This window comes from Rhizobium freirei PRF 81, assembly GCF_000359745.1.
Classification (GTDB): Bacteria; Pseudomonadota; Alphaproteobacteria; order Rhizobiales; family Rhizobiaceae; genus Rhizobium; species Rhizobium freirei.
In genome coordinates this window covers 144,199-167,037 of the sequence record NZ_AQHN01000061.1, presented here as the reverse complement: position 1 = coordinate 167,037, position 22,839 = coordinate 144,199, and the positions used below count along the sequence as shown (strand labels likewise).

General features: G+C 59.8%; 22 protein-coding genes. 4 read left to right on the top strand and 18 right to left on the bottom strand.

The window, feature by feature from the left end:
- Position 1 precedes the first annotated feature (1 nt).
- From lpxB to RHSP_RS15360, 18 genes are all read right to left on the bottom strand, one after another.
- Entirely contained in the window at positions 2-1,183 is a 1,182-nt protein-coding gene (lpxB, locus tag RHSP_RS15445) for a lipid-A-disaccharide synthase (RefSeq protein ID WP_037152206.1), read from the bottom strand.
- Complete coding sequence (locus RHSP_RS15440; RefSeq protein WP_004118780.1) at positions 1,180-2,061, bottom strand: LpxI family protein; 882 nt, start codon at positions 2,059-2,061, stop codon at positions 1,180-1,182. Before RHSP_RS15440 ends, lpxB begins: the two co-directional genes overlap by 4 nt.
- Before the next feature lies 1 nt (position 2,062).
- Entirely contained in the window at positions 2,063-2,878 is an 816-nt protein-coding gene (gene lpxA, locus RHSP_RS15435; RefSeq protein ID WP_004118777.1) for an acyl-ACP--UDP-N-acetylglucosamine O-acyltransferase, read from the bottom strand.
- Positions 2,875-3,348 (bottom strand): 3-hydroxyacyl-ACP dehydratase FabZ, encoded by a 474-nt coding sequence (fabZ, locus tag RHSP_RS15430; RefSeq protein ID WP_004118774.1) that lies wholly within the window; start codon positions 3,346-3,348, stop codon positions 2,875-2,877. The genes lpxA and fabZ overlap by 4 nt, the downstream gene beginning before the upstream one ends.
- On the bottom strand, positions 3,341-4,408 hold the full coding sequence (lpxD, locus tag RHSP_RS15425; protein ID WP_004118771.1) for a UDP-3-O-(3-hydroxymyristoyl)glucosamine N-acyltransferase: 1,068 nt from the start codon (positions 4,406-4,408) through the stop codon (positions 3,341-3,343). The genes fabZ and lpxD overlap by 8 nt, the downstream gene beginning before the upstream one ends.
- A gap of 51 nt (positions 4,409-4,459) precedes the next feature.
- Complete coding sequence (bamA, locus tag RHSP_RS15420) at positions 4,460-6,793, bottom strand: outer membrane protein assembly factor BamA (RefSeq protein WP_004118769.1); 2,334 nt, start codon at positions 6,791-6,793, stop codon at positions 4,460-4,462.
- 201 nt (positions 6,794-6,994) lie between these two features.
- A complete protein-coding gene (gene rseP, locus RHSP_RS15415) occupies positions 6,995-8,668 on the bottom strand; it encodes an RIP metalloprotease RseP (RefSeq protein ID WP_004118768.1) in 1,674 nt (557 codons plus the stop codon).
- A 24-nt stretch (positions 8,669-8,692) separates the two neighbouring features.
- A complete protein-coding gene (locus tag RHSP_RS15410) occupies positions 8,693-9,526 on the bottom strand; it encodes a phosphatidate cytidylyltransferase (RefSeq protein WP_004118767.1) in 834 nt (277 codons plus the stop codon).
- Complete coding sequence (locus tag RHSP_RS15405) at positions 9,526-10,272, bottom strand: isoprenyl transferase (RefSeq protein ID WP_004118766.1); 747 nt, start codon at positions 10,270-10,272, stop codon at positions 9,526-9,528. Before RHSP_RS15405 ends, RHSP_RS15410 begins: the two co-directional genes overlap by 1 nt.
- 108 nt (positions 10,273-10,380) lie before the next feature.
- Positions 10,381-10,941 (bottom strand): ribosome recycling factor, encoded by a 561-nt coding sequence (gene frr / locus RHSP_RS15400; protein ID WP_004118765.1) that lies wholly within the window; start codon positions 10,939-10,941, stop codon positions 10,381-10,383.
- 55 nt (positions 10,942-10,996) lie between these two features.
- A complete protein-coding gene (gene pyrH / locus RHSP_RS15395; protein WP_037152201.1) occupies positions 10,997-11,716 on the bottom strand; it encodes a UMP kinase in 720 nt (239 codons plus the stop codon).
- Positions 11,717-11,851: 135 nt separating this feature from the next.
- The gene (gene tsf / locus RHSP_RS15390) at positions 11,852-12,778 is read right to left on the bottom strand and encodes a translation elongation factor Ts (protein WP_037152198.1); all 927 of its coding nucleotides are present in this window, start codon (positions 12,776-12,778) and stop codon (positions 11,852-11,854) included.
- Positions 12,779-13,049: 271 nt separating this feature from the next.
- Positions 13,050-13,817, bottom strand: coding sequence for a 30S ribosomal protein S2 (gene rpsB / locus RHSP_RS15385; RefSeq protein ID WP_004118763.1), 768 nt, complete (start codon positions 13,815-13,817; stop codon positions 13,050-13,052).
- 188 nt (positions 13,818-14,005) lie between these two features.
- A complete protein-coding gene (locus RHSP_RS15380) occupies positions 14,006-15,112 on the bottom strand; it encodes a substrate-binding domain-containing protein (protein WP_004118762.1) in 1,107 nt (368 codons plus the stop codon).
- Positions 15,112-15,729 (bottom strand): 5-bromo-4-chloroindolyl phosphate hydrolysis family protein, encoded by a 618-nt coding sequence (locus tag RHSP_RS15375; RefSeq protein WP_004118761.1) that lies wholly within the window; start codon positions 15,727-15,729, stop codon positions 15,112-15,114. Before RHSP_RS15375 ends, RHSP_RS15380 begins: the two co-directional genes overlap by 1 nt.
- Before the next feature lie 109 nt (positions 15,730-15,838).
- Positions 15,839-17,413 carry a substrate-binding domain-containing protein gene (locus RHSP_RS15370; RefSeq protein ID WP_037152195.1) on the bottom strand — a complete coding sequence of 525 codons (1,575 nt, stop codon included), beginning with the start codon at positions 17,411-17,413 and terminating at the stop codon, positions 15,839-15,841.
- A 5-nt stretch (positions 17,414-17,418) separates the two neighbouring features.
- Positions 17,419-18,498 (bottom strand): toxic anion resistance protein, encoded by a 1,080-nt coding sequence (locus tag RHSP_RS15365; protein ID WP_004118755.1) that lies wholly within the window; start codon positions 18,496-18,498, stop codon positions 17,419-17,421.
- A 205-nt stretch (positions 18,499-18,703) separates the two neighbouring features.
- The gene (locus tag RHSP_RS15360) at positions 18,704-19,531 is read right to left on the bottom strand and encodes a cell envelope integrity EipB family protein (RefSeq protein WP_004118747.1); all 828 of its coding nucleotides are present in this window, start codon (positions 19,529-19,531) and stop codon (positions 18,704-18,706) included.
- Between the two features lie 135 nt (positions 19,532-19,666).
- Here RHSP_RS15360 and RHSP_RS15355 point away from each other — a divergent pair, with 135 nt between their 5' ends.
- The 4 genes from RHSP_RS15355 to RHSP_RS15340 all read left to right on the top strand — a co-directional run bounded on the left by RHSP_RS15355 (position 19,667) and on the right by RHSP_RS15340 (position 22,739).
- Entirely contained in the window at positions 19,667-20,134 is a 468-nt protein-coding gene (locus RHSP_RS15355; protein ID WP_004118745.1) for a RidA family protein, read from the top strand.
- Complete coding sequence (locus RHSP_RS15350; protein WP_004118744.1) at positions 20,134-20,853, top strand: glycerophosphodiester phosphodiesterase; 720 nt, start codon at positions 20,134-20,136, stop codon at positions 20,851-20,853. Before RHSP_RS15355 ends, RHSP_RS15350 begins: the two co-directional genes overlap by 1 nt.
- Positions 20,854-20,977: 124 nt before the next feature.
- Positions 20,978-22,165, top strand: a complete 1,188-nt coding sequence (locus tag RHSP_RS15345) for a GNAT family N-acetyltransferase (protein WP_004118742.1) — start codon at positions 20,978-20,980, stop codon at positions 22,163-22,165.
- Between the two features lie 142 nt (positions 22,166-22,307).
- Entirely contained in the window at positions 22,308-22,739 is a 432-nt protein-coding gene (locus RHSP_RS15340; protein WP_004118741.1) for an HIT family protein, read from the top strand.
- Positions 22,740-22,839: the final 100 nt, after the last annotated feature.

Below are 22,839 nucleotides of genomic sequence, written 5' to 3'. Positions count from 1 at the left end.
GTCAGAAATGACCGGCTTTTTTGTTGGACAGGACTTGGAGAACGATTGCCGCCGCCTTGTCGCCAGGCGGCTCCTCCGTCTGCATGCGCTGCCAGACCAGATCGTAGCCGGCAAGCATTGCCGCTTGCTCGGGAGTATCGGTCGAAAGGCGCTCCATATATCGGGCAAGCAGGCCGGGCCGCAAGACATCATTGATGAGCTCGGGCAGGACGGCGTAGTCGGCAATGAGGTTCGGCAGGGCGGCTGTCCAGACCTTGATGCGCGACATCACGAACTTGGCAAGCCACTCCGTCTTATAGGTCGAAACGACGGGAACGCCGGCAAGCCCCAACTCCAGGATCACCGTGCCGGATGCAGCCATGGCAGCATCGGCCTCCGCAAAAGCTTTCCATTTTGCTTTCTGACCGACAACAATCTCCGGCCTGACGTTCCAGCTTTCGAGCAGAGAACGAACCAGGGTTTCCTGTTTCGGTACGGTCGGCAGCACGTAGCGGACCTTATCGTTTCGCCGACTAAGTTCTTCGGTAGCCCGCTCAAAAACCGGCAGAAGCTGGCGGATTTCCGAGGCCCGCGAACCGGGCAGAAGCAGTACGGTTTTCGCATCGCCTGCTGCATTCGTATCGCGTAGCGCCCGCAGCCGGCGCGTCTCGAGCAGATCGGCATCGACAGTCAACCGATGGCCGACATAGGTCGTCGCCGGGCCGCCCAGCCGTTGCATGGCTTCCGGCTCGAACGGCAGCACCGCCAGCACATGATCGACATAGGCGAGCATCTTCTGCGCGCGATATTCCTTCCACGCCCAGACACTGGGACAGACATAATTGATGATCGGCAGATCGGGCAGAGCCTTGCGCACGCGCTTTGCGACGCGATGAGTGAAGTCGGGGCTGTCGATAATCAGAAGGACGTCCGGCTTTGCAGCAATTATTGCCTCGGCCGTCTGCCGGATGCGGGCCAGCAGTTTCGGCAGCCGCTTGATCACCTGGATGAAGCCCATGATCGACAGCTCGGAGTAGTCGAACAACGACCGCAGGCCTTGGGCCTCCAGCGCTTCGCCGCCGACGCCGATCAATTCCACGTAGCCGTCATATTGCCGCTTCAGCGCCGCTACGAGATCGCCACCCAGCAGGTCGCCGGAAACCTCTCCTGCTATGACGGCAAGTTTCATAGGCGCGCCGCTCAAAAGAAGCTCCCTGCGCTCAATCCCCGGTCAATCCCGCAGACGAAAATGCCCGCTTCGTCCGCAGCTGCAATGACTGCCTCGCGCTCGAGAACCAATGCTCTGCCGGCCTCGACCGCGACGCCGGCAAGCCCTGCCTTCTTGGCGTTGAGTACGGTCGAAACACCGATCGATGGCAGGTCGGCGCGAACATCCTGCTGTGGCTTGCACAGCTTGACCAGCACGCCGCGGCGGCGCCTCGAAATCCGCCCCTCGGCGCGCAGTTCGGCAACACGCTCGATCATCTTGTCGGTGCCCTCGGCACCTTCGAGCGCGACGACGCGGCCGCCGACGCTGACCGCACCCTGCCCGATATCCAGCAGTCCGAGCGCATCGGCCGCCTTGGCACCCTGCGCGATATCGCGCAGGTCCTCATCCGAGGGCGAAAACCGGCCTAGAGGTCCCGTGGTCGCTAGTAGATCAGGAGCAATTTCATGCGCGCCGACGACGCGAACGCCGCCTGCCTCGATCAGACGAATGACCATCTGCAGAACGGCATTGTCACCGCCAGAAAGGAGCGTTCGTACGGTCGAGGGTAACTCTTTGATGACGCGCCAGGTCGGATGCACTTCGCGCCAGGCAGGACGCCGTGCCACGCCGCCGGACATGACGACACGATCCACGCCGTAACGGCGAAACGTCGCTTCAAGTCCGGCAAAGTTGCCGACACCGAGATTGGCGTGATCAAAGCTGGACCAATCGCGATCCGCCTCATTCGTCAGTGCAATGACGACCGGGTCTTCGCCGGCCTGGCGGGCGGCCTCGGCGACATAAACGGGCAAAAAGCCGCTGCCTGCGATGATCGCCAGCCTGCCTCCGCCGCTTTGGCCGGCCGAAACCACGTCAGCTCTTACCGCGATTGGGCGACGACAGCGCGCGATCGCTATCGGCTGCGATGAAGTCAAGGATCTCCATCGCTTCCTTGCAGTCGGCATATTCGTCACGGATCGCTGCCGCATTATCCCTAATCGAACCTTCGCCCTCGAAGATGCTCTTGTACGCGCGGCGAACTCTATGGATGACCGCACGGTCTATGCCAGCGCGCGTCATGCCGACAATGTTGAGACCGGAAAGTACGCCGGGATTTCCGTTCAGCATGCCATAGGGAATGACATCGTAGCTGGCGGCAGAAAGCCCGCCGACGAAGGCTTGCCGGCCGATGCGGGTAAACTGATGCACGGCACAGCCGCCCCCGAGGATAGCCCGGTCTTCAACGACAACATGTCCTGCCAGCATGACGTTGTTCGACATGATGACATTGTTGCCGACGCGGCAATCATGCGCCACATGCGAATTGGCCAGGAACAGATTATTGTTGCCGACAATCGTTTTGCCGCCGAAATCGGCCGTGCCGGTGTTCATTGTCACGCCTTCGCGGATCGTGCAGTTTTCACCGACATCCAGCGTCGTCTCTTCGCCGCCGTGATGAACACTCTGCGGGTCGCCGCCGACGACGGCCATCGGGAATATCTTCGTTCCCTTGCCGATCGTCGTGCGGCCGGTAACGACGGCATGCGTCAGCAACTGAACATCGTCATGCAGCACAACCTTGGAGCCGACGTGGCAGAAAGGTCCGACCACGACGTTCTCGCCGATGATGGCACCATCCTCAACGACCGCGAGCTTATGGATGCGCGCGCTTTTTGCGATGCTGCTCATGCCTCGTTCTGATCCTTCCGCACGATCATCGCGCCGATGTCCGCTTCGGCGACCAAGGTGCCATCGACCTTGGCGTCGCAATGGAATTTCCAGATGGTGCCGCGCTGCTTCAGCTTGACGACATGAAACTCGACACGATCGCCCGGAACGACGGGCTTGCGGAAACGAGCATTGTCGATCGTCATGAAGTAGACGAGGTTTCCGCCGATGCCGTCCTTCCGAGCGCAGATTGCACCGGCCGTCTGCGCCATGCCTTCGATGAGCAGCACGCCCGGCATGATCGGCGATTCCGGAAAATGCCCGGTGAACTGTGGCTCATTGGCCGTCACGTTCTTGATGCCGATCGCGGAGTTGTCGCTATCGATCTCGATGATCTTGTCGACCATCAGGAACGGATAGCGATGCGGCAACAGCTTCATTATTTCCAGAACATCGGCCGATGACAACGACGTCTTGGCTTCCTCAGTCATGCTCCGCACTCCCGTCCTTCTTGTCCCTGGCTCCTGACCGCTTGGCGATCTCCGCCGATTCTCTTAGAAAATCCCATAGCGGCCGCGCTGGAAGACCAGCATAGCGCTCACCAGCCGGAATATTATTCATAACACCACTCTTGGCGCCGATCTGCGCGCCATCGCCGATGTGGATATGCCCGTTGAGGCCAGCCTGGCCACCGATCTGCACGCCGTCGCCGATCACCGTGCTGCCGGCAATGCCGACCTGACTGACGATAGCACAATGGCGGCCGATGCGGACGTTGTGTCCGATCTGGACCTGGTTGTCGATCTTGGTGCCCTCGCCGATCACCGTGTCGTCCATCGTGCCTCGGTCAATCGTCGTATTGGCGCCGATCTCGACATTGTCCTGAATGATGACCCGGCCGATCTGCACGATCTTGATCATGCCGCGCGGCCCCGGTGCATAGCCGAAACCATCCTGGCCGATACGCGCGCCGTTATGGATGATGACACCGTTGCCGAGATAGGCGCAGAGCACGCTCGCGCCGCCGCCGATGCTGCAATTGCGTCCGATCTTCACGCCCGGCCCGATAAGGGCATTGGCTCCGATATACGTCCCCTCGCCGATCTCGGCGCCCGCGCCGATGATCGCGCCCGGCTCGACGCCAACATTGGCTTCCAGCTTCGCCGTCGCATCGACAACCGCTGCCGGCGATATGGTCGCCGGATTGGACGTGAACGTAACAGGACGCATCGCCTGCGGATGCAGCAATGCACCGGTAAGCGCAAAATCCGTATGCGGCTTTTTGGACAGAAGCACCGGAATATGCTCGGGGATGAAGGACTTCAGCGCCGGCAAGCAGATAATTGCCGAAGCCTTGCAGGTCTCCAGCTCGACGCGATTCTTCCGGGAAAGAATGTAGCAAATATCGCCTTCGCCTGCGCGATAGACGGGAGCGATCGATCTGATGACGACCTCCGAAGAGGCCTCATCAGCAAGTTCCACCCCAAGATGTTCAGCCAGCTGCTTCAAGCTGACCCCACCATGGGGTGGGAAAAAACCAGTATGTTCCATAAGCACCAGCTCCAGAACGGTGTTCAAGCCCGCAGTTCTGGACTGCCGATATCAGAACTGATTGGCGATGCCAAACCGGAAATTCTGAACTTTGTCGTAGCTTTCCTTGGCGACCGGCACGGCATAGTCGACACGGATGACACCAAACGGCGAAGACCAGATCAGACCTGCACCGAGCGACGCCCGAAGCGAACTGTCGTTGTTCAGCGTATCGCCGAAGAGGTTCGCCTTGTTGCCATAAAGCGTACCTGCATCAGCGAAGGCTGCGACACGAAGACCGATATCCTGCGGGACACCCGGCATCGGCATGCTCGCTTCAGCCGAAGCTGTGAAGTAGGTCGTGCCGCCGAGCGGATCGCCGTGCGACGAACGCGGGCCGATACCAGCATTCTCGAAGCCGCGGATTTCACGACCGCCGAGAGTGAACTGATCGAAGACGTTCAGCTTGCCATCCGTCGGCATCACATAACCCGCACCGACCGTCAGCGAGCCGATGATATCGGCTTCGTCGCTGATCATCTGGTAGTAACGAGCCTTACCACTCAACTTGTAGAAGTTGGAGTCGCCGCCGAGGCCTGCAAATTCATGCGTAAACTTGGCGATGAGACCTTCACGCGGCAGATTCTGGTCGTCCAGCGTGTTGTAGGTAAAGGTCTGCGAAACCGTCGACTGCGTCCAAGGACCGTTATTGACAAGATTCAGATACGGAGCCGAAAGATTGTTCTGCCAATCATTCGTACCATCATAGGTCAGACGCTTGTAGTTGTAGCGCAGCGTCGTCGCCAGGTTCTCGGTGATCGGCGCGGTGACACGCAGCGAGAAGCCTTCTTCCGAATAGTCGTAGAAGTCGTCGCTCGAAGTCTGGTTCTTGAAGATATCAAAACCGGCAGCCAGACGATAACCGAGGAAATAGGGCTCGGTGAACGAGATATTGTAGGTACGATTGCCTTCCGTACCTGCGCCTGCGGCGACGCGGATGTACTGGCCGCGGCCAAGGAAGTTCTTTTCTTCAACCGAGGCTTCCAGCAGCAGACCGCCGTTGTTACCGACGGCGTAACCGGCACCGATACCGAACGAGCCGGTCGGCTGATCTTCGACGTTGACAATCACCACGACGCGATCCGGGGAACTGCCCTGTGCCGTGGAGATATCGACCTTCGTGAAGTAACCGAGCGCATCAAGGCGACGCTTGGCGCGCGTGATCATTTCCTGGTTGAACGCATCGCCTTCGTTGAGGTCGAACTCACGACGGATGACATAATCGCGCGTGCGGGTGTTGCCGCGGATTTCGATACGCTCGACGTAGGCACGCTCGCCCTGGTCGACCAGATATTCGACACCGATCGTGTGGCCGGTCAGATCGCGGTTACCGCGCGGCGTGATGCGGGCAAACGGATAACCGGCGGAAGCGACGCGCTTGGAAATGTTCTCGATCGAGGTCTGAATGTCCTTGGCGCTGTAGACAGAGCCCTTCTGGGTGATAACGAGGCCCTTCAGCTCGTCGGCGTTGACGCCGTCGACCGTCGAGACGACATTGATGTCGCCATAGGTGTAGCGCGGACCTTCATCGACATTGAAGTTCAGCGTGTATTCGTTGCTCTGCTCGTTCAGCGTCGCATCCGCGCTCACGATGCGGAAATCCGCATAACCGTGATTGTAGTAGAACTGGCGCAGAGCGTCTTGGTCGGCCTGCTGGCGATCCGGGCTATAGACGTCCTTACGGGTCAGGAACGACAGGAAGTTGCTCTTCTTGGTGCTGATCACCGAAGCAAGGCGGCCGCTGCCGTAAGCCTGGTTGCCCGAGAAATTGATCTTGTCGATCTTGGTACGATCGCCTTCATTGATAACGAAGGCCACGTTAAGGCGGCCCTGCCCGACCTGCGCGGTCTGCGTCGTCACCTGCACATCGTTACGGCCGATGGAGGCGTAGGCGTCCTTGATGGTCTTGATATCTGCCTGAACAGTGGCTTCATTATACGGGCCGGCAGAGTGCGTCTGAACGAGGCCCTGAAGCTTGTCGTCCTTGATCTTGCGGTTGCCGTTGAAGACCACAGCGTTGATGAGCTGGTTTTCCTTGACCGAGATGACAAGGGTGCTGCCCGAAACGCTAATATGGACATCGGAGAAATATCCGGTGGCATAAAGCTGCTTCACCGATGAATCGATGTCACTGGGAGAGAAGCTCTTGCCGGGCTTGATCGTGATATTGTCACGGACAGCCGTAGCCCCGACACGTTCTGCGCCCCGGACATCGACCCGCTGAATGACAGCGGCTTCCGCGACTGAGGCAGAGGCAAGGGTGATAACACCAGCGCCCGACGCAACAACACCAGCAGACAGCGCTACCGCCGACACTGCGTTCAATAATCTTGAACCAGCCTTCATTTTCACTTCTTACCTTTTTTTCAGTCGTCCCCAGCCCCGAGCGAACCCGATTCCGGCCACGTGTGTCGTTTTACCCGCTTTTGACATACAAGCAAGGGAGCAAGTTAATTTCCGTTTACTTCATTTCGAAGCGTGACCCATTCGCCACTACAGCTTTGAAACATCGTAAATAAATCGTAATTTTCCTCTCGCTTTGCCCCTCTAGCCCAGCCGGGAACTAATATCATTCCATGTCGCAAACACCATGAGCGAGAGCACCATCGCAAATCCAATCCGGAAAGCGATATCCTGCGCCCGTGCACCCAAAGGTTTTCCCCTTACGGCTTCAATCGCATAGAACATCAAGTGCCCGCCATCAAGTACCGGCACAGGCATCAAATTTAATAACCCTATTGAAACAGAAAGTATGGCGGCAAACTGCAGCACCGCGGCGAAACCCAGAGTTGCCATTTGCCCCGACATTTGTGCAACCCGAATTGGCCCGCCGAGCTGATCGGCCTTCATGTAGCCGCCGATGACATTGCCGAGATACTCGAAAGTACCGGAGACGATGCTGACGGTCTGCTTCACGCCTTCGCCGAGCGCGCGGAACGGTCCATAGGCCTCGTAGCGCAGCTTCAGCGGCTTCTGGCCGTCCGTGATGCCGATGGTGGCGATCTTCGTCGGCGCTCCAAAGACATCGGCTTCTTCCGAGGTCTTCGGCGTCACCGCCACATCGCGCGTCTGGCCGTTGCGCTCGACGGACAGCTTGATGGCCTTGTCGGCATGGGACGCGGCAAAACGCTGCACTTCGCCAATGGAGCCGACTGCGTGGCCATCAACGGAAAGAATGCGGTCGCCAAGTTCGAGGCCGGCTGCCGCAGCGGGACTATCGGAGGCGATCGATCCGACCAGAGGGTCGATCGGCCCAATGCCGATGCTGCCGACATTCTTCTTGTTGCCGGAGGCATCGATGTCGGTCAGGGTCCCGGCGACCATCGGAAAATCGCGCATTTGGCCGCTGCGCTGCACCGTCAGCACGATGTTCTTGCCCGGGCGTTCGCTGACGTAGCGTCCGATATCGTAATAGGTTGCGACACTATGGCCGTCGATGGCGATCAGCCGATCTCCGGCCAGGATGCCGGCCTTGGCGGCGGGGCCGGCCGGCTCGGTTACAGTCACCAGCGGATCGACGAGCGCAATACCGATGCGGCCCATCTCCATCTTGTTGCCGAATTGATCGGTGTCCTCGACCAGCTTCGGAACAATGCGGAAATCGCGCTTCTGGCCGTCACGCTCGACCGTCAGAACGATCGTGCGGCCCGGGCGCAGTCCGACGTAGCGCTGCACCTCGTCGAAGGTGGTGACGTTGACGCCGTCGATGGCCATCAGCCGGTCGCCGGGCTGGATACCGGCTTCGGCAGCTGCGCCGTCGCGCGTCACCATGGCAACGACGGGATCAGCTGCCGTGCGGCCGTAAATGCTGAAAAGTGCTGCGAAGATGGCGATGGCGAGGAGAAAATTCGCGATCGGGCCTGCTGCAACGGTCGCCGCTCTTTTCCACAGCTTGGCACCGGCAAAGGACCGGGCACGCTCCTCTTCCGTCATGGCGGCAAGCTGATCAGCGTCGGTCTTGCTGGAGGCATCCTCGTCGCCGAAGAAGCGCACATAGCCGCCGAGGGGAACAAGCGAGAGCTTCCAGCGCGTGCCGTGCCGATCGGTAAATCCCGCGATCTCGGGACCGAAGCCGATCGAAAAGGCCATGATGCGGATACCGGACCAGCGACCGATGAGATAGTGGCCCATCTCATGCACGAAAACGAGCAGCGACAGGACAAAAACAAACGTGATGACGTTGTTTGTCAAGAAACCGATGAAGCCAGCCGCGCTACCCATGCAACGATCCTGTTCGTATGAATTTCAGACACCGAGCAGAACGCCGCCCAGTGACAAGGTCTCGCCGCTCTTTGTCAGCGATATTACGATAGCCAACAAAAACGCCGCAAAACAAGCAAAAATTAGTCCATCGACGCGATCCATGACGCCGCCATGGCCCGGAATCAGATAACCGGAATCCTTAACCCCGAAACGGCGCTTGATGAAGGACTCGAACAAATCGCCGATCTGGCTGCAGACGGACAGCACCAGCGCGAGCAGGGGAATCCGCAAGTCATCGGCGGAAAAATAGCTCCAGACGACCGCGGTTCCGGCTATGACGGCTGCAACGGCGCCACCTATGGCCCCCGACCAGGTCTTGCCCGGCGATATGCGCGGCGCAAGCTTAGGACCGCCGATCGCGCGGCCGACGAAATAGGCGAGGATATCGGTTGCCCAGACGGTGGCGAAGATGAACAGCATCAGCACGAAGCCACGAAGATCGTCATCGCGAATCTCGGCAAGCGCAATTGCTGTCAATCCGGAATAGAGCACCCCCCCGGGCAGCCACCAGCTCTTTTGGCGAATGGCGACGATGACCGCCGTGACGACGACAAAGGCCGCGAGAACTTCGAGAGAATAGACCGATTCGCCCGTCACGGTCGCACCGGCAATCACGACGAGGCCGACCCAGCCGAGCGCATTTCCCTGCGGATCGCTTCCATGCAGATCCGATATGGTCGACCATTCATAATAAACAAGCAGGCTGATTGCCGCTGCCAGGAGCCGGAAACTCAGGCCGCCATACCAGGTGGCTGCAAGAACGAGAACGGCAAGGATGATGCCGGAGATGATGCGCAGCCTGAGTTCGCGGCTCATCAGGACCCCACGGCCGCCGCCGGCTTGGCGGAAAGACCGCCAAAGCGCCGGTCGCGCGCGGCATACTTCTCCAGCGCTGCAAAGAAAAGATCGCGGCTGAAATCAGGCCAGTATTCCGGCATGAACATGAATTCGGAATAAGCGGCCTGCCAAAGCAGGAAGTTCGACAACCGCTCCTCGCCGCTCGTGCGGATAATGAGGTCAGGATCGGGAATGCCGGCGGTATCCAAACGCGCGCCGACCAGCTCAGGCCCGATGTCCTGCGGACGCAACCGCCCTGCCTCCACATCCTTTGCCAGGCTGACGAAGGCACGCGCAATCTCGTCGCGCGAGCCATAGTTGAACGCGATCACCAGCGTAAGAGCGGTATTGTTCCTGGTGGTTTCCTCGGCTTCGAGCAGCAACGGCAGGATATCGCTGCGCAAATTGGTGCGGTCGCCGATGACGCGGATCCGCACATTCTGCCGGTGAAGCTCGGCAAGATCCCGCCGGATGAATGCTTTGAGCAGACCGAGCAGATCGCTCACCTCGGTCTCCGGACGGCGCCAGTTCTCCGAGGAGAAGGCAAACAGCGTCAGATATTTTATGCCGACATCGCCAGCCGCCCGCACGGTCTCCCGCACCGCCTCCACGCCCTTGCGATGGCCCATGGTGCGCGGCAGCCCGCGCGCATTGGCCCAACGCCCATTGCCATCCATGATGATGGCAACGTGTTCAGGTACGACAGAGAACGTGGGAGCTGACATGTGTATCCGGTTTCGTTCGGCAGAAGATGTTCTGGCCTCGTAATCTAGGGCGCGATCACCGCTTTCAATGTTTCCAAACCGAAAGAGCGACAGTCCCCCAGCTTACGATCAGACGTGCATGATTTCCTTTTCTTTGTCGGCTAGCAAGCGGTCGATATCCGAAATCGTCTCATCCGTCATTTTCTGCACACGCTCGGAGAGGGATCGGCTCTCGTCCTGGCCGATCACGCCGTCCTTTTCGGCCTTCTTGAGACCGTCCATCCCGTCACGGCGAACGTGGCGAATCGCAACCTTGGCCTTCTCCGCATATTCATGGGCGACCTTCACCAGCGAGCGGCGGCGCTCTTCGTTGAGCTCCGGCAGCGGGATACGCAGGTTCTGGCCATCGACGATCGGATTGAGGCCGAGGTTGGATTCGCGGATGGAGCGTTCGACGGCGCTGACCATCGATTTGTCCCAGACCGATACGGTCAGCATGCGTGGCTCCGGAACGGTGATGTTGGCGACCTGGTTCAGCGGCATGCGCGAGCCATAGGCTTCGATCGTGACCGGATCCAGGATATTGGCGGATGCGCGCCCGGTGCGCAACGAGGCGATGTCGCTCTTGAATGCCGCGATGGCGCCGTCCATACGGCGCTTCAGTTCCTTGAGTTCGTTGCCTTCACTCATGTTTATACTCCCGTCTAATAGGGCGACGCCAGCCATGCTCGGCGCCACAGGAATGTCAGTTGTCTGATACGATGGTCTTGCGGCCGCCGCCGGTCAAGATTTCCGCGAATCCGCCCTTCTCGTGGATCGAGAAGACGATGATCGGAATTGCGTTTTCCCGCGCAAGCGCCACGGCGGCTACGTCCATGACGGCAAGGCCCTTCTCGAGCACCTGACTGTGCGTCAGATGGTCGAAGCGCTCCGCATCGGGGAATTTCTTCGGATCGGCGGAATAGATGCCGTCGACCTGCGTGCCCTTGAAGATCGCCTGCGCGCCCATTTCCGCGGCGCGCAGCGCGGCGGCCGAATCGGTGGTGAAGAACGGGTTTCCCGTGCCGCCGGCAAAGATCACTACGCGACCGAGCGAGAGATGATAAAGCGTGGCGCGCTGCGAGAAGCTCTCGCAGATCTCCGGCATGGAAATGGCCGAGAGCACGACGGTTTCGATGTCGAGCTTGCGCAGCGAGGTTGCCAGCGCCAGCGCATTGATGACGGTTCCGAGCATTCCCATGTGGTCGCCGGTCACGCGGTCGCCACCCTTGGAGGCCACGGCCACACCGCGGAAGATATTGCCGCCGCCGACCACGACGCCGACTTCGACGCCCATGGCGCGGGCTTGCGCGATATCAGAGGCAATCCGGTCCGCGACGGTAACGTCGATACCGAAACCTTGACTGCCCATAAGCGCTTCGCCGGAGGCCTTGAGCAATACACGCTTGTAGATCGGCTGGGACATATGGGCTCCTTGAAGTCATCGCGGGGGAATGGTTGTGAATGCCGGATACACGAAGGGCACCGCGTTGTCACGCGATGCCCTGAGGTTTTCCCTGATATGGTTTCACCAAATCGGGATATGACTTCCGTTCGTCAATCAGCCCTTGGCGACGGCAGCAACTTCGGCAGCGAAGTCGGTTTCTTCCTTCTCGACGCCTTCGCCGAGGAGCAGACGGGCCATGCCGGTGATTTCGATCGGGGCGCCGGCGGTCTTTTCAGCTTCCTTGATGGCAGCAGCGACCGTCAGGTCCGGGTTGATGACGAAAGCCTGCGAGAGAAGAGCGACTTCCTCGAAGAACTTGCGCATGCGGCCTTCCACCATCTTTTCGATGATGGCTTCCGGCTTGCCGGATTCGCGGGACTGCTCGATGAAGACGTTACGCTCGCGCTCGGCGACTGCGGCATCGACTTCCTCGGCGCGGATGGCCAGAGGGTTGGTGGCAGCAATGTGCATGGCAACCTGGCGGCCGATCGAGGTCAGAACGGCCTTGTCGCCGACCGACTTCAGGGCAACCAGAACGCCGAGCTTGCCGATGCCGTCGCCGGCAGCATTGTGGATGTAGGTCGCCACGACGCCGTGCTCGACTTCCAGCTTGGCGGCACGACGAAGCGTCATGTTTTCGCCGATGGTTGCGATCGCGTCCTTGATGGTGTCGGCGACCGGCTTGCCGGATGCCGGGTAGGTCGCAGCCGAAATGGCTTCGACCGTGCCGTCGGTGGACAACGCAACTTCGGCGACGCCGCGAGCGAGGTCCTGGAAGGCATCGTTACGGGCAACGAAGTCGGTTTCGGAGTTGAGCTCGACGACAACAGCCTTGTGACCGGCGCCGGCAATGGCGACCAAGCCTTCAGCGGCGGTGCGGCCGGACTTCTTGTCGGCCTTGGAGATGCCCTTGGCGCGCAGCCAGTCGATCGCGGCTTCGATATCGCCGTTGGTTTCCGTCAGCGCCTTCTTGCAGTCCATCATGCCTGCGCCAGACTTTTCGCGCAGTTCTTTCACCAGTGCAGCCGTAATCTCGGTCATAAGCTTCCTCTTGTCGGTTCATACGGTGCGGCATACAGCTTTGAGCCGAAGCGGCACCGATTTGAGGGACGAAATGTACCCGTAAGTATGACAGCGTTATGAAGCTGCGTCATACTGTGGAATTCTGTTTGGATCATGCCCGGATTTCCGCCCAGGCGAGGCGTTATCAAAAACGCGATAAGGCCGCTCGAACTCGTTGAAGTCGCAAACGGCCTTATCCCGGATGTCATTGCGCTTGGGCGGACAGTCTACTGCCCGCCTCCATGCGCGATCAGGCTTCGGTGCCGTCCGCCAGGGTCGGCTCGATCGGGGCTTCCTCGGAAGCGCCGAGATCACGGCCGGATGCACCCTGCTGGCGAGCGATGCCGTCGATGGCAGCGCGCGAGATCAGGTCGCAGTAAAGAGCGATGGCGCGCGAAGCGTCGTCGTTGCCCGGGATCGGATAGTCGATCAGGTCCGGATCGCAGTTCGAGTCGATGATGGCGACGACCGGAATGCCGAGGCGCTTAGCTTCGTCGATCGCGATCTTTTCCTTGTTGGTGTCGATGATGAACATCAGGTCCGGCGTGCCGCCCATGTCCTTGATACCGCCGAGGGCCTTGTCGAGCTTTTCGCGTTCGCGCTCAAGGTTCAGACGCTCCTTCTTGGTGAAGCCCTGGGCTTCGCCGGAGAGGATTTCGTCGAGCTTGCGCAGACGCTGGATCGAGTTGGAGATCGTCTTCCAGTTGGTCATCATGCCGCCGAGCCAGCGGGCGTTGACGTAGTACTGAGCCGAACGCTTTGCGCTGTCGGCGATCAGTTCAGACGCCTGACGCTTGGTGCCGACGAACAGAACGCGGCCGCCACGAGCAACGGTGTCGCTGACAACCTGCAGAGCGCGGCTCAGCATCGGAACCGTCTGGGCGAGGTCGATGATGTGGATGTTGTTACGATCGCCGAAAATGTAGGGCTTCATCTTCGGGTTCCAGCGGTGCGTCTGGTGACCGAAGTGAACACCAGCTTCCAGAAGCTGGCGCATAGAAAAATCAGGCAATGCCATGCCTTTGTCTCCTTTACCGGTTGAACCTCCGCAAGGCGAACAGCACCCTCTTCGAGGATGCCACCGGGCGGAACGATCCGGATTTCTCCCGGACAATCCCATGCCTTACGTGTGGAATGCGGGTGCCCTTACATTCGATTCGCTTGGAATGCAAGGCTTTCCCATCGAAAAATAACCGCGCCTAACCCTCAGCTGGCCAGTTTATCGAGCAGCGTCAGCATGACATGGGCGTCCGGCATCGGCAAGACGGCGTCGATTTCCGCCGGCAGCAGGCCGGCAATTGCGCTGTCGGCATCGCCGGTCGCGGTTCCGAGCGGCCCGCGGAAACCATGCTTCGTCCAGGCGAGCTGCTGCAATCGCGGGCTGATGAGAGCCTCGATCATGCGATCGACCTGCTCGTCGATGGCGATCAGCGGATGCGCGGAATAGACGGTCGGATGCGGATAGAGCACTACGGGCTTGGCACCGTTGCTGGCCTGGATTCTCTGCCAGCGCTTCGGATCGGCAAGGATCCATTCCACCAGCTGGTTCTCATAGCCGACGATCATCGGCTCGCCGCCGATGCCGCCGGCCAGATACTGCTCGAAGAGCTTGCCCGACGACGACGATTTGAAGCCCATGTTGCGGAAGATGGCCTGCGCCTTATCTCCGAACTGCGCGAGACCTGCGGCGCTGGCCACATTACCGCTCAGGAGGCTCAGCACCAGACCGGAGAACATGAAGCCGGAGTTGGAGCGGTTGGGGTCCGTGGAGACAATTCTGGCCTGACCGTAGAGCGAATTGACGCCGAGCTTCGACCAGTTCGTCCCGGCGAGCACGGCATCCAGCAGCGCCTTGAGGTCAAGCTGATGATGTCCCTCCGCGGTGGCGGTGACAAGTCCTGCCCTGGTCAACCCGTCGACAACAGGCTGCCAGGAATAGACGACCACAGGCGTATTGAGGATGACCCGATCATTGCGGATCTTGATGCCGCCTTGCCGGGCAATATCGACCATGATCGACGAGGAGGGCCAGAGGAAGGCGGGGTTCTGCGACAGAAGCGCCTGCTCGCGCACCATCTCGACCGAGCCCGCGACGCGGCTGTTAATTTCAAGCCCGTGGCCGTGCAGCGCCGAAATCACATCCTGATCGGCGAGGAATGCTTCTTTCTCGCCGCCAATGAAGCCGAACAGCTTCGTGCGGTTGCCGAGCAGCCCCTGCAGCTCCGGCCGATCCTTGACGGCGAAATAGCCTCCGGTCCCTGCGATACCGGCGGCAAGAAGCCCTACTCCAAAAGCGCGGCGGGAAATGGCCATCAGCGTCCTATATCCTCTTTGAGCGAGGCCTGTATGAGGCGCAACTCCGTATCAAGCGTATCGAGCCTGTCTTCGATCAGGCTGTCGGAATAATGCACGAAAGCGTCTTCCAGCTTAGTCAGAACGAGGGCGACTTCTTGCAGACGCGCGGCATCCGGCTGGCGCTTCGCCTCGATTGTGGCAAACCCTTCCGCGACCTCCGCCGCGCGCGGCAGGTAGTAGCTCAGGAACCGCCTGACCGTGCCGGCGCTTTCCGGGTTGGCCTCCACCTTGGCGAAGACGTCGGCGGCGATTTCCGCCAGATGTCGCACCCGCTTTGCCGTATCCTTGCTGGCGATCTGGCCCGCCGACGCTTCCAGCCTTTGCGCAGCGGGCACCGCCGCGCTCAACAGGTCGCGGGCAAATTCCAGACGCCCCTTGCCGATCGCCTTGGCGTCCAGCCCTTCGAAAAGGCGCTTGGGTGCAAGCGCGAAGATGAGGCCGACGAAGACCAGGAGGCCGATGATCGCCGCGATCCATATCGGCATACCGGCAAAGAAGCTGAGCAAAGGCACGACGATTGCGGCGGCCAACCCCGCTACGATCCAATTCCAGTCATTGCCGAACCAGTTGCGCATTACCGTCCTAGAGCAATTCCAGCAAAAATGCGAAGCGGCTTTGCGTCCGGAATTGCGTGAAAACAAAGAGATAGAGCATTTCTGCGACCCCGTTTAGAACAGAAATGCTCTAGTTATAGCCGCGCACTGCCCGGAATGCGCTGACCAGATCGCCACGGCCATCGAAGACGCGTGCCGAAGTCTCTTTCGCGAGAGCATCGAGCTGCCGCTTGTCCGCATCGCCGAAAGTGATGCCGAAAACCGGCACATGCGGGCTCACCGAAGCCCATTTACCCATGAAATCACGATTGGCATCATCGGATTTTCCGTCGGTCATGATGACGATCGCCGGCAGATAAGACGGCAAATCCCGCCTTGCCTGCATCCAGTCAAGCGCCCTGCTCGCGCAGGCATACATATCCGTGCCGCCGCCGGCATGCTGGCGTGAAACCTTGTCGACCAGCATTTTCTGCTGAGCCGGATTTCCAGTACCCTCGAAAGTCGTGCGCACATCGGCGTCGAAGGGAATGACCATGATGCGATCGGCCGGCGTCCACTGAGCAAGCACCTTGCCGGTCTCATCCGGATTGAACAGGAACTGCATCGCAGCCTGCAGCTGCCCCTCGCCCTTGCCCTCCATGGACCCGGAAAAATCCAGGCAAAGAGCCGTCAGTGACGGCTTTCGCAATGCCACCTGATAGAGATCGAGTGCCTGGCGGATCACGGCGGGTTCAGGCATGCGGATCGCCGTCACCAGACGGGTAGGATCGAAATTCCATGACGGGTCCGGCTTGGCGGAGACATCGGCGAGCGGAATGCGGCGGCCCGTATCGGCGATGCGCTTCTGTACCGGTGCTGACCGCAGGTATTCGGCGAGCTGGTTGAAGAAGGTCTCGACCTCCTGCCCTCGCCCGTGATCGACGAAGCCGATCGGCGAATCGGCAATGACAACGCCATCGGCCGGATAGATGGCATAGAGCGGCTCCTTGCCCATGCCCGCCAGTTTGTCGTTGGTTTCCTTCAACAGCGCCTCGTAGTTCCACATGGCGTCATAAAGCACGCCCTTCGTCGCCGACTCCGTATACAGATCCGCAAGCCAGCCCGACGAACCGGAGGACCGCTCGACGCCGGCAAGGAGCGAGCGGACCGCACTCTGGACATCCGGCTTGTCGAGATCGCCCGGCTCGATGACGGGCTTGTTGCCGAGCGCGCTCGACAGCATGCCGAGATAGGCACTGGCGCCGGAATTGGATTGCGTGGCCGATGTCATGAGAAACTTCAGCGAACCGCTCTTCACGGCCGCCAATATGTCTTTCATATAGACCGGCTTGCCGATCCAGCCGAGCGCCTCGGCCTTGGATTTGCGCACGCCCAGAATGACCGGCATCTGAGCGACCGATGCCAGCGACTTCACCCGGCGCTTGGCATCGAACATGTCTACCCAGACGCTCGATGCCGGCCAGACGGCATCCTGCTCGACGCCCTTTTCGCTTTGCAGGGCCAGGCCGATATCCAGCGTGCCCTCATAGGAGAAGCTGCAGCTCGCCTTCTTCTCTTTGCAGAACTCCTCGACGATCGGCTGCAGGATCGTGTTTTCCGAGCCGGAGATAATCGAGAATTTCGGGCCTTGCCCGCCGACATTGCAGCTGCTCAGCGCGAGCAGGCCTGCCAGTGTCAGCCCGGTAACGAAAGTGCGGATCGCCATGGCTTTCAACGCACCTCGATCATTGCCTTCTTGAGCTCAACGGTCATTTTCTGCATCCGCTGTTCAGCCTCGGCCCGTTTGGCGCGGCCGTCCTCCTGCACCTTCAAGACGCCGCTGATGGTGTCGATGAGGTCGCGATTGGCGGCGGCCAGCGTGTCGATATCGACGATACCGCGCTGCGATTGCTGTTCTATGGCAATCGCCTGATCCTTCATCATTTTCGATGCCTCGCGGATCATGTCGTTGGTGGCGTCGGTAACCGTCTTCTGCAGTTCGAGCGCGGACTTCTGCTGGGTGAGGCCGAGCAGGATCACCATTTTCTGCTTCCAGGCCGGCACGGTCAGCGCGGAGGTCGCCTGCAGGTTTTCGATCAGGGTTTCGTCGCCGGACTGGACGATGCGGATCTGCGGCAATTGCTGGATGCCGAGCTGGCGCGCCTGCTGCAGGTAGAAAACCCGCTTTTCCAGCCGATCGAGGGCCTGCAGGCTATCCTGATAGATCTGCGCCTCCAGCATGCCGCCACCGGGATTGGCGGACGCCGCGTCGGCGGCACTCTTCAGCCGCGGCAGTTCTGCGGCGCGAAAACGCTCGGCAAAATCCTTGCCGGCCTGTACATAGGCGTCGAGCTGCACGATGGACTGCTTGGTTTCCTCGTGCAGATCATCGAGAAGGGCGATGTCGCGGCGCAAGACATCCTTGTGGCGGTCGAGCTCCAGCCCGATGCGATCGATCTGGCCGGCCACATCCTCGAACTGTTCCTTGAAACGCTCCAGCCGCGCCCGGAACGAGGAAAACATCCGCGACAGGAAGCCCTCATCCTTCAGCGAGGCCGGATCGAGCCTCTTGGATTTGACGATGATATCGGTCAGCAACTTGCCGACTTCGCCGAGATCGCGATTGCGGACCTCGCGCAGGACGCGGTCGGAATAATCGGAAACGGCTTGCTGGGCACGATCTCCATAGACGGAAATGCCGGCACGATCGGTCAGGTCGATACTATCGCCGATGCGGGCGATTTCCGCCGGATCGGCGGCAACGACCGGCAGGGTATTGCTCGAGCCGGCGGCGATATCGGTATTGCTCATAGGCGCGCTTTCCTGTGCACAAACACGGAGCCGACCGCAAATTTCCAATCGCCCTAATGACGATCATTCCCCAGCGCGCCCCACTACAATTCCAGATCGGCACGAGCGATATCTAGACTCACCCACGCGTGCCGATCATGTCACACAATAGTGAAACTTGGATCACAGCTTTATGACAATGAATTCGCGCTTTGAGGGCAGAGAACTACTGGCACGCCTTGCTGTCGAGGACCTCGAGCTTGGTGAGTTTGCCCGTCAGGGCGAAGTCGCCGTAATCCATGGTGAGATCGCGCGTTATGCCGTTCTCGTAGAGTTTGAACGACATGCGGTAGACCGGCATGGCGTCGCCGCTGGACTTCTCGTTGAAATAGGCGACGCTCACCGGCCAGAAGGCCGTCTGCGCGAAAGGACCGGCCTTATCAGCGTCCGGGTCATCCTTGGCGGGCGTTTGCTGCTTGCCGACGACGGTGGTGGCGATCAGCGGCTTGTCGCCATCGTCCGAACCATCGAAGACCCGAGCCTCGAAGAAACTCTTGCCGAGCTTGGCATTGTGAATGATGTCGAGCATGTGCTCGGTCGGGAAGCGGCTCTCGATGAGTTCGATCTGCTTGCTCTGCGGCTGGCTCAGATCGACCTTTATGCCCTTCTGGTCGTCTGTGGCAGCGCCGCGCACGTCCTTGTCGAGCTGGCTGTCCGTATAGGACTTGGTCTCAAAACGAAATATCCGTTTGCCGAGATCCTCGAAAGTGGTCGTCTGCTGGTCGCTGACGCGGGTCGAATCGCCGGTGTCGATCTTCGTCACGAAGCGGAAATTGGTGGTGAAGCCGGCGCAGTCGGAGCCTTCGAATTCATAAACCATGCGACCGACCATGCCGGCAATTCCGGAGCGATCGGAAGCTTCCTTCAGCTCGAGATCATAGACGGCGCGATGAGCAATCAGCCCGCTCGGGCCGGCTGCATAGGCCGCGGGTGTCGCCAGTGAAAGAATGCCCAGCCCCGAAACGACGGCGGCAGCAATACTCGAGCGGAACATTCATTATCTCCTGTTGGACTCGCACGCGATGTTATAAGAACGCTTTCGGCTGAAACGAGGCTGCCGGCTCCAGTTGTCGGAATTGAGTCTTGATGCCGGATTTTTGAAGTTTTTACAACAAAACGGGAGATGAAAATGTCCGCTGCCATAGAGGCTCGTCTGAAGGAACTTGGTATCGCTTTGCCGCAGGCCGCAGCTCCTGCCGCCAACTATGTTCCCTATGTCATCAGCGGCAATCTTCTCTATCTGTCCGGCCAGCTGCCGATGGAAAACGGCAAGATCGGCGTGACGGGCCATCTCGGCAAGGACGTCGATGTCGCCGGCGGCCAGCGCGCGGCCGAACTCTGCGCCATCAACATTCTCGCCCAGGCGAAAGCCGCCCTCGGCGGCGATCTCGGCCGCATCAAGCGGCTGATCAAGCTGAACGGCTTCGTCGCCTCGACGCCGGATTTCGTCGAACAACATCTTGTGATCAACGGCGCCTCCAATCTTCTGGCAAATGTGTTGGGCGAAGCCGGCAAGCATGCCCGCGCCGCCGTCGGCATGGCAGCTCTGCCGCTGAATGCCGCTGTCGAGATCGATGCCATTCTGGAAATCGCATAATGAGCAAGCTTGCCTGGCTGACCGAGCGCCCGGTCGCTCATCGTGGCTATCATGATATGAACAAAGAGGTCTGGGAGAATACGCTCTCGGCCTTCAGCCGCGCCATCGAGGCAGGCTTTGCCATCGAGTGCGACCTGCACTACGCCTCTGACGGCGTTCCGGTCGTCTTCCATGACGACGATCTGCAGCGCGTCTGCAATCTGCCCGGCGAAGTGCGCGAGCGCACCTCCGCCGAACTTGGGCTGCTCTCGATCGGCGGCACCAAGGACAAGATCCCGACGCTGAAGCACCTGCTGCAACTCTGCGACGGCAAGGTGCCGCTCGTGCTGGAGCTCAAGGGCCGCGAGGGCGATGACGACGGCTTTGCCGAGTCCGTACTCGAGGTGCTCGAAGGCTACAGGGGACATGTCGCCCTGATGAGCTTCGACCATTGGCTGCTCAAGGACCTGAAGGCCCTGGAATCGCCCTACCCCGTCGGCCTCACGGCTGAAGGAAACAAGCCTGAGACATTTTTTCAGCATGACGAAGCCATGCATCTCGGGCTAGACTTCATATCATACTTCTTTGGCCATCTGCCGAACCCTTTCATCACGGCGCAGCGCCAGCGTGGCATTCCGGTCATCACCTGGACCGTGCGCGACGAAGCGGCCCGCAAGCATACATTTGCCAATGCAGACCAGATGACCTTCGAAGGTTTTGACCCGCGCATAGCCTCGTAAATCGAGACCGATCGAAGGAGGGGCTGCGCGCAAACCCGAATTTCCGCTGCGCTCATTGCGCATCCTGCCGGATGCATAGCGCAGCGGCGAAGCCCAGTCCGTCCTTGTTAGCGCCAAGAGTTTGATGACAGACGAATTATCCATTCGAGTCGAAAGATCCTTCAAGAACATCGCTCCGGAGAGCTGGTCCAAGCTGGCCGGGGCGTCCAGAACCGGCAGCGTGCTGCCATACAATCCCTTCGTCTCGCACGCCTTCCTGTCTTCACTTGAGGAGTCAGGCTCGGCGACCGAAAAGACCGGCTGGCTCGGCAATCATCTGCTGCTGGAAACCGACAGCGGGGAATTGATCGGCGCCGTCGCGGGCTATCTTAAAAGCCACAGTCAGGGCGAATATGTTTTCGACCATGGCTGGGCCGACGCTTTCGAGCGTGCCGGCGGACGCTATTATCCGAAGCTTCAATGCTCCATTCCCTTCACGCCCGCCACCGGGCCGCGGCTGCTCGTCGCCGAAGGACAGGATCGCAGCGTGCTGCAGCCGGCACTTGCGGAAAGCCTGAAGGAAATCACCCGTCAGCTCGGCGTTTCCTCCGCCCACATCACCTTCCTGCCCGAAGACGAAGCCGCCGTCTTCGATGGCGATGGCTATCTGCATCGCACCGACCAGCAGTTCCATTTCATCAACGAGGGCTATGCCGATCACGATGCCTTCCTGGAGACGCTGGCGTCGCGCAAGCGCAAGGCATTGAAGAAAGAGCGGCGCACGGCAGTCGAGCATGGCATCAGCATCGACTGGCTGACCGGCAGCGATCTCACCGAAAACATCTGGGACCAATTCTTCGCCTTCTACATGGATACGGGCAGCCGCAAATGGGGCCGGCCTTATCTGACCCGAAAGTTCTACTCGCTGATCGGCGAGCGCATGCCGGACGACGTCCTTCTCGTCATGGCGAAACGTGAGGGGCGCTATATCGCCGGCGCCATCAATTTCATCGGGAGCGAAGCGCTCTATGGCCGGCACTGGGGCTGCATCGAGGATCACCCCTTCCTGCATTTCGAGGTCTGCTATCATCAGGCGATCGATTTTGCGCTCAGCAAGGGATTGAAGCGCGTGGAGGCCGGCGCGCAGGGCGAGCACAAACTCGCACGCGGCTATCTTCCGGTCATCACCCATTCGGCGCATTATATCGGCCATCAGGGCCTGCGGCGCGCCGTTGCCGACTACCTCAAGCACGAACGGGAACAGGTGGAGGAGATGAGCGAAATCCTCACCGAACACAGCCCCTTCCGCAAAGGCGAACGGCAAGATATCTAGAGCCTTGCCGCTTTTCTTCGAGTCGCAAAAACCCACCATCTTTTTGTTTTTACGCAATTCCGGGCGGAAAACCGCTATATATCTTTCCTGGAATTGCGGTAGCCGCTCAAAACGATCACAAAGCAAGACGAGGAGACCCTGGATGACCAGCCCCGCCTATGACGACAACAATATCTTCGCGAAGATCCTGAAGGGCGAGATCCCTTCCTATCGCGTCTACGAGGATGAGCACACGATCGCCTTCATGGATGTGATGCCACAGTCGCCGGGCCATACGCTGGTTATGCCGAAATCGCCGTCGCGCAATATTTTCGACGCCGACCCGGCCGCCCTGCAGCACGCGATCACCGTCGTCCAGAAGATCGCGGTCGCGGTTCAGGAAGCCTTCGATGCGGATGGCGTCTATATCGCCCAGTTCAACGAACCGTCCGCCGGCCAGACCGTATTCCATCTGCATTTCCACGTCATCCCGCGCCTCGAAGGCGTCGCGCTGAAGCCGCATTCGGGCAAGATGGAAGATGGCGCGGTATTGGCCGAGAATGCCAAGAAGATCATCGACGCGCTGAACGGATGAGGCGCAGCCGCGCCTTGTGAGATTTCACATCAAGAATTCCGCCTAACAAAATGAAAAGGCTGCATTGTTTCCAATGCAGCCTTTTCTTTTGGCCCGTTTC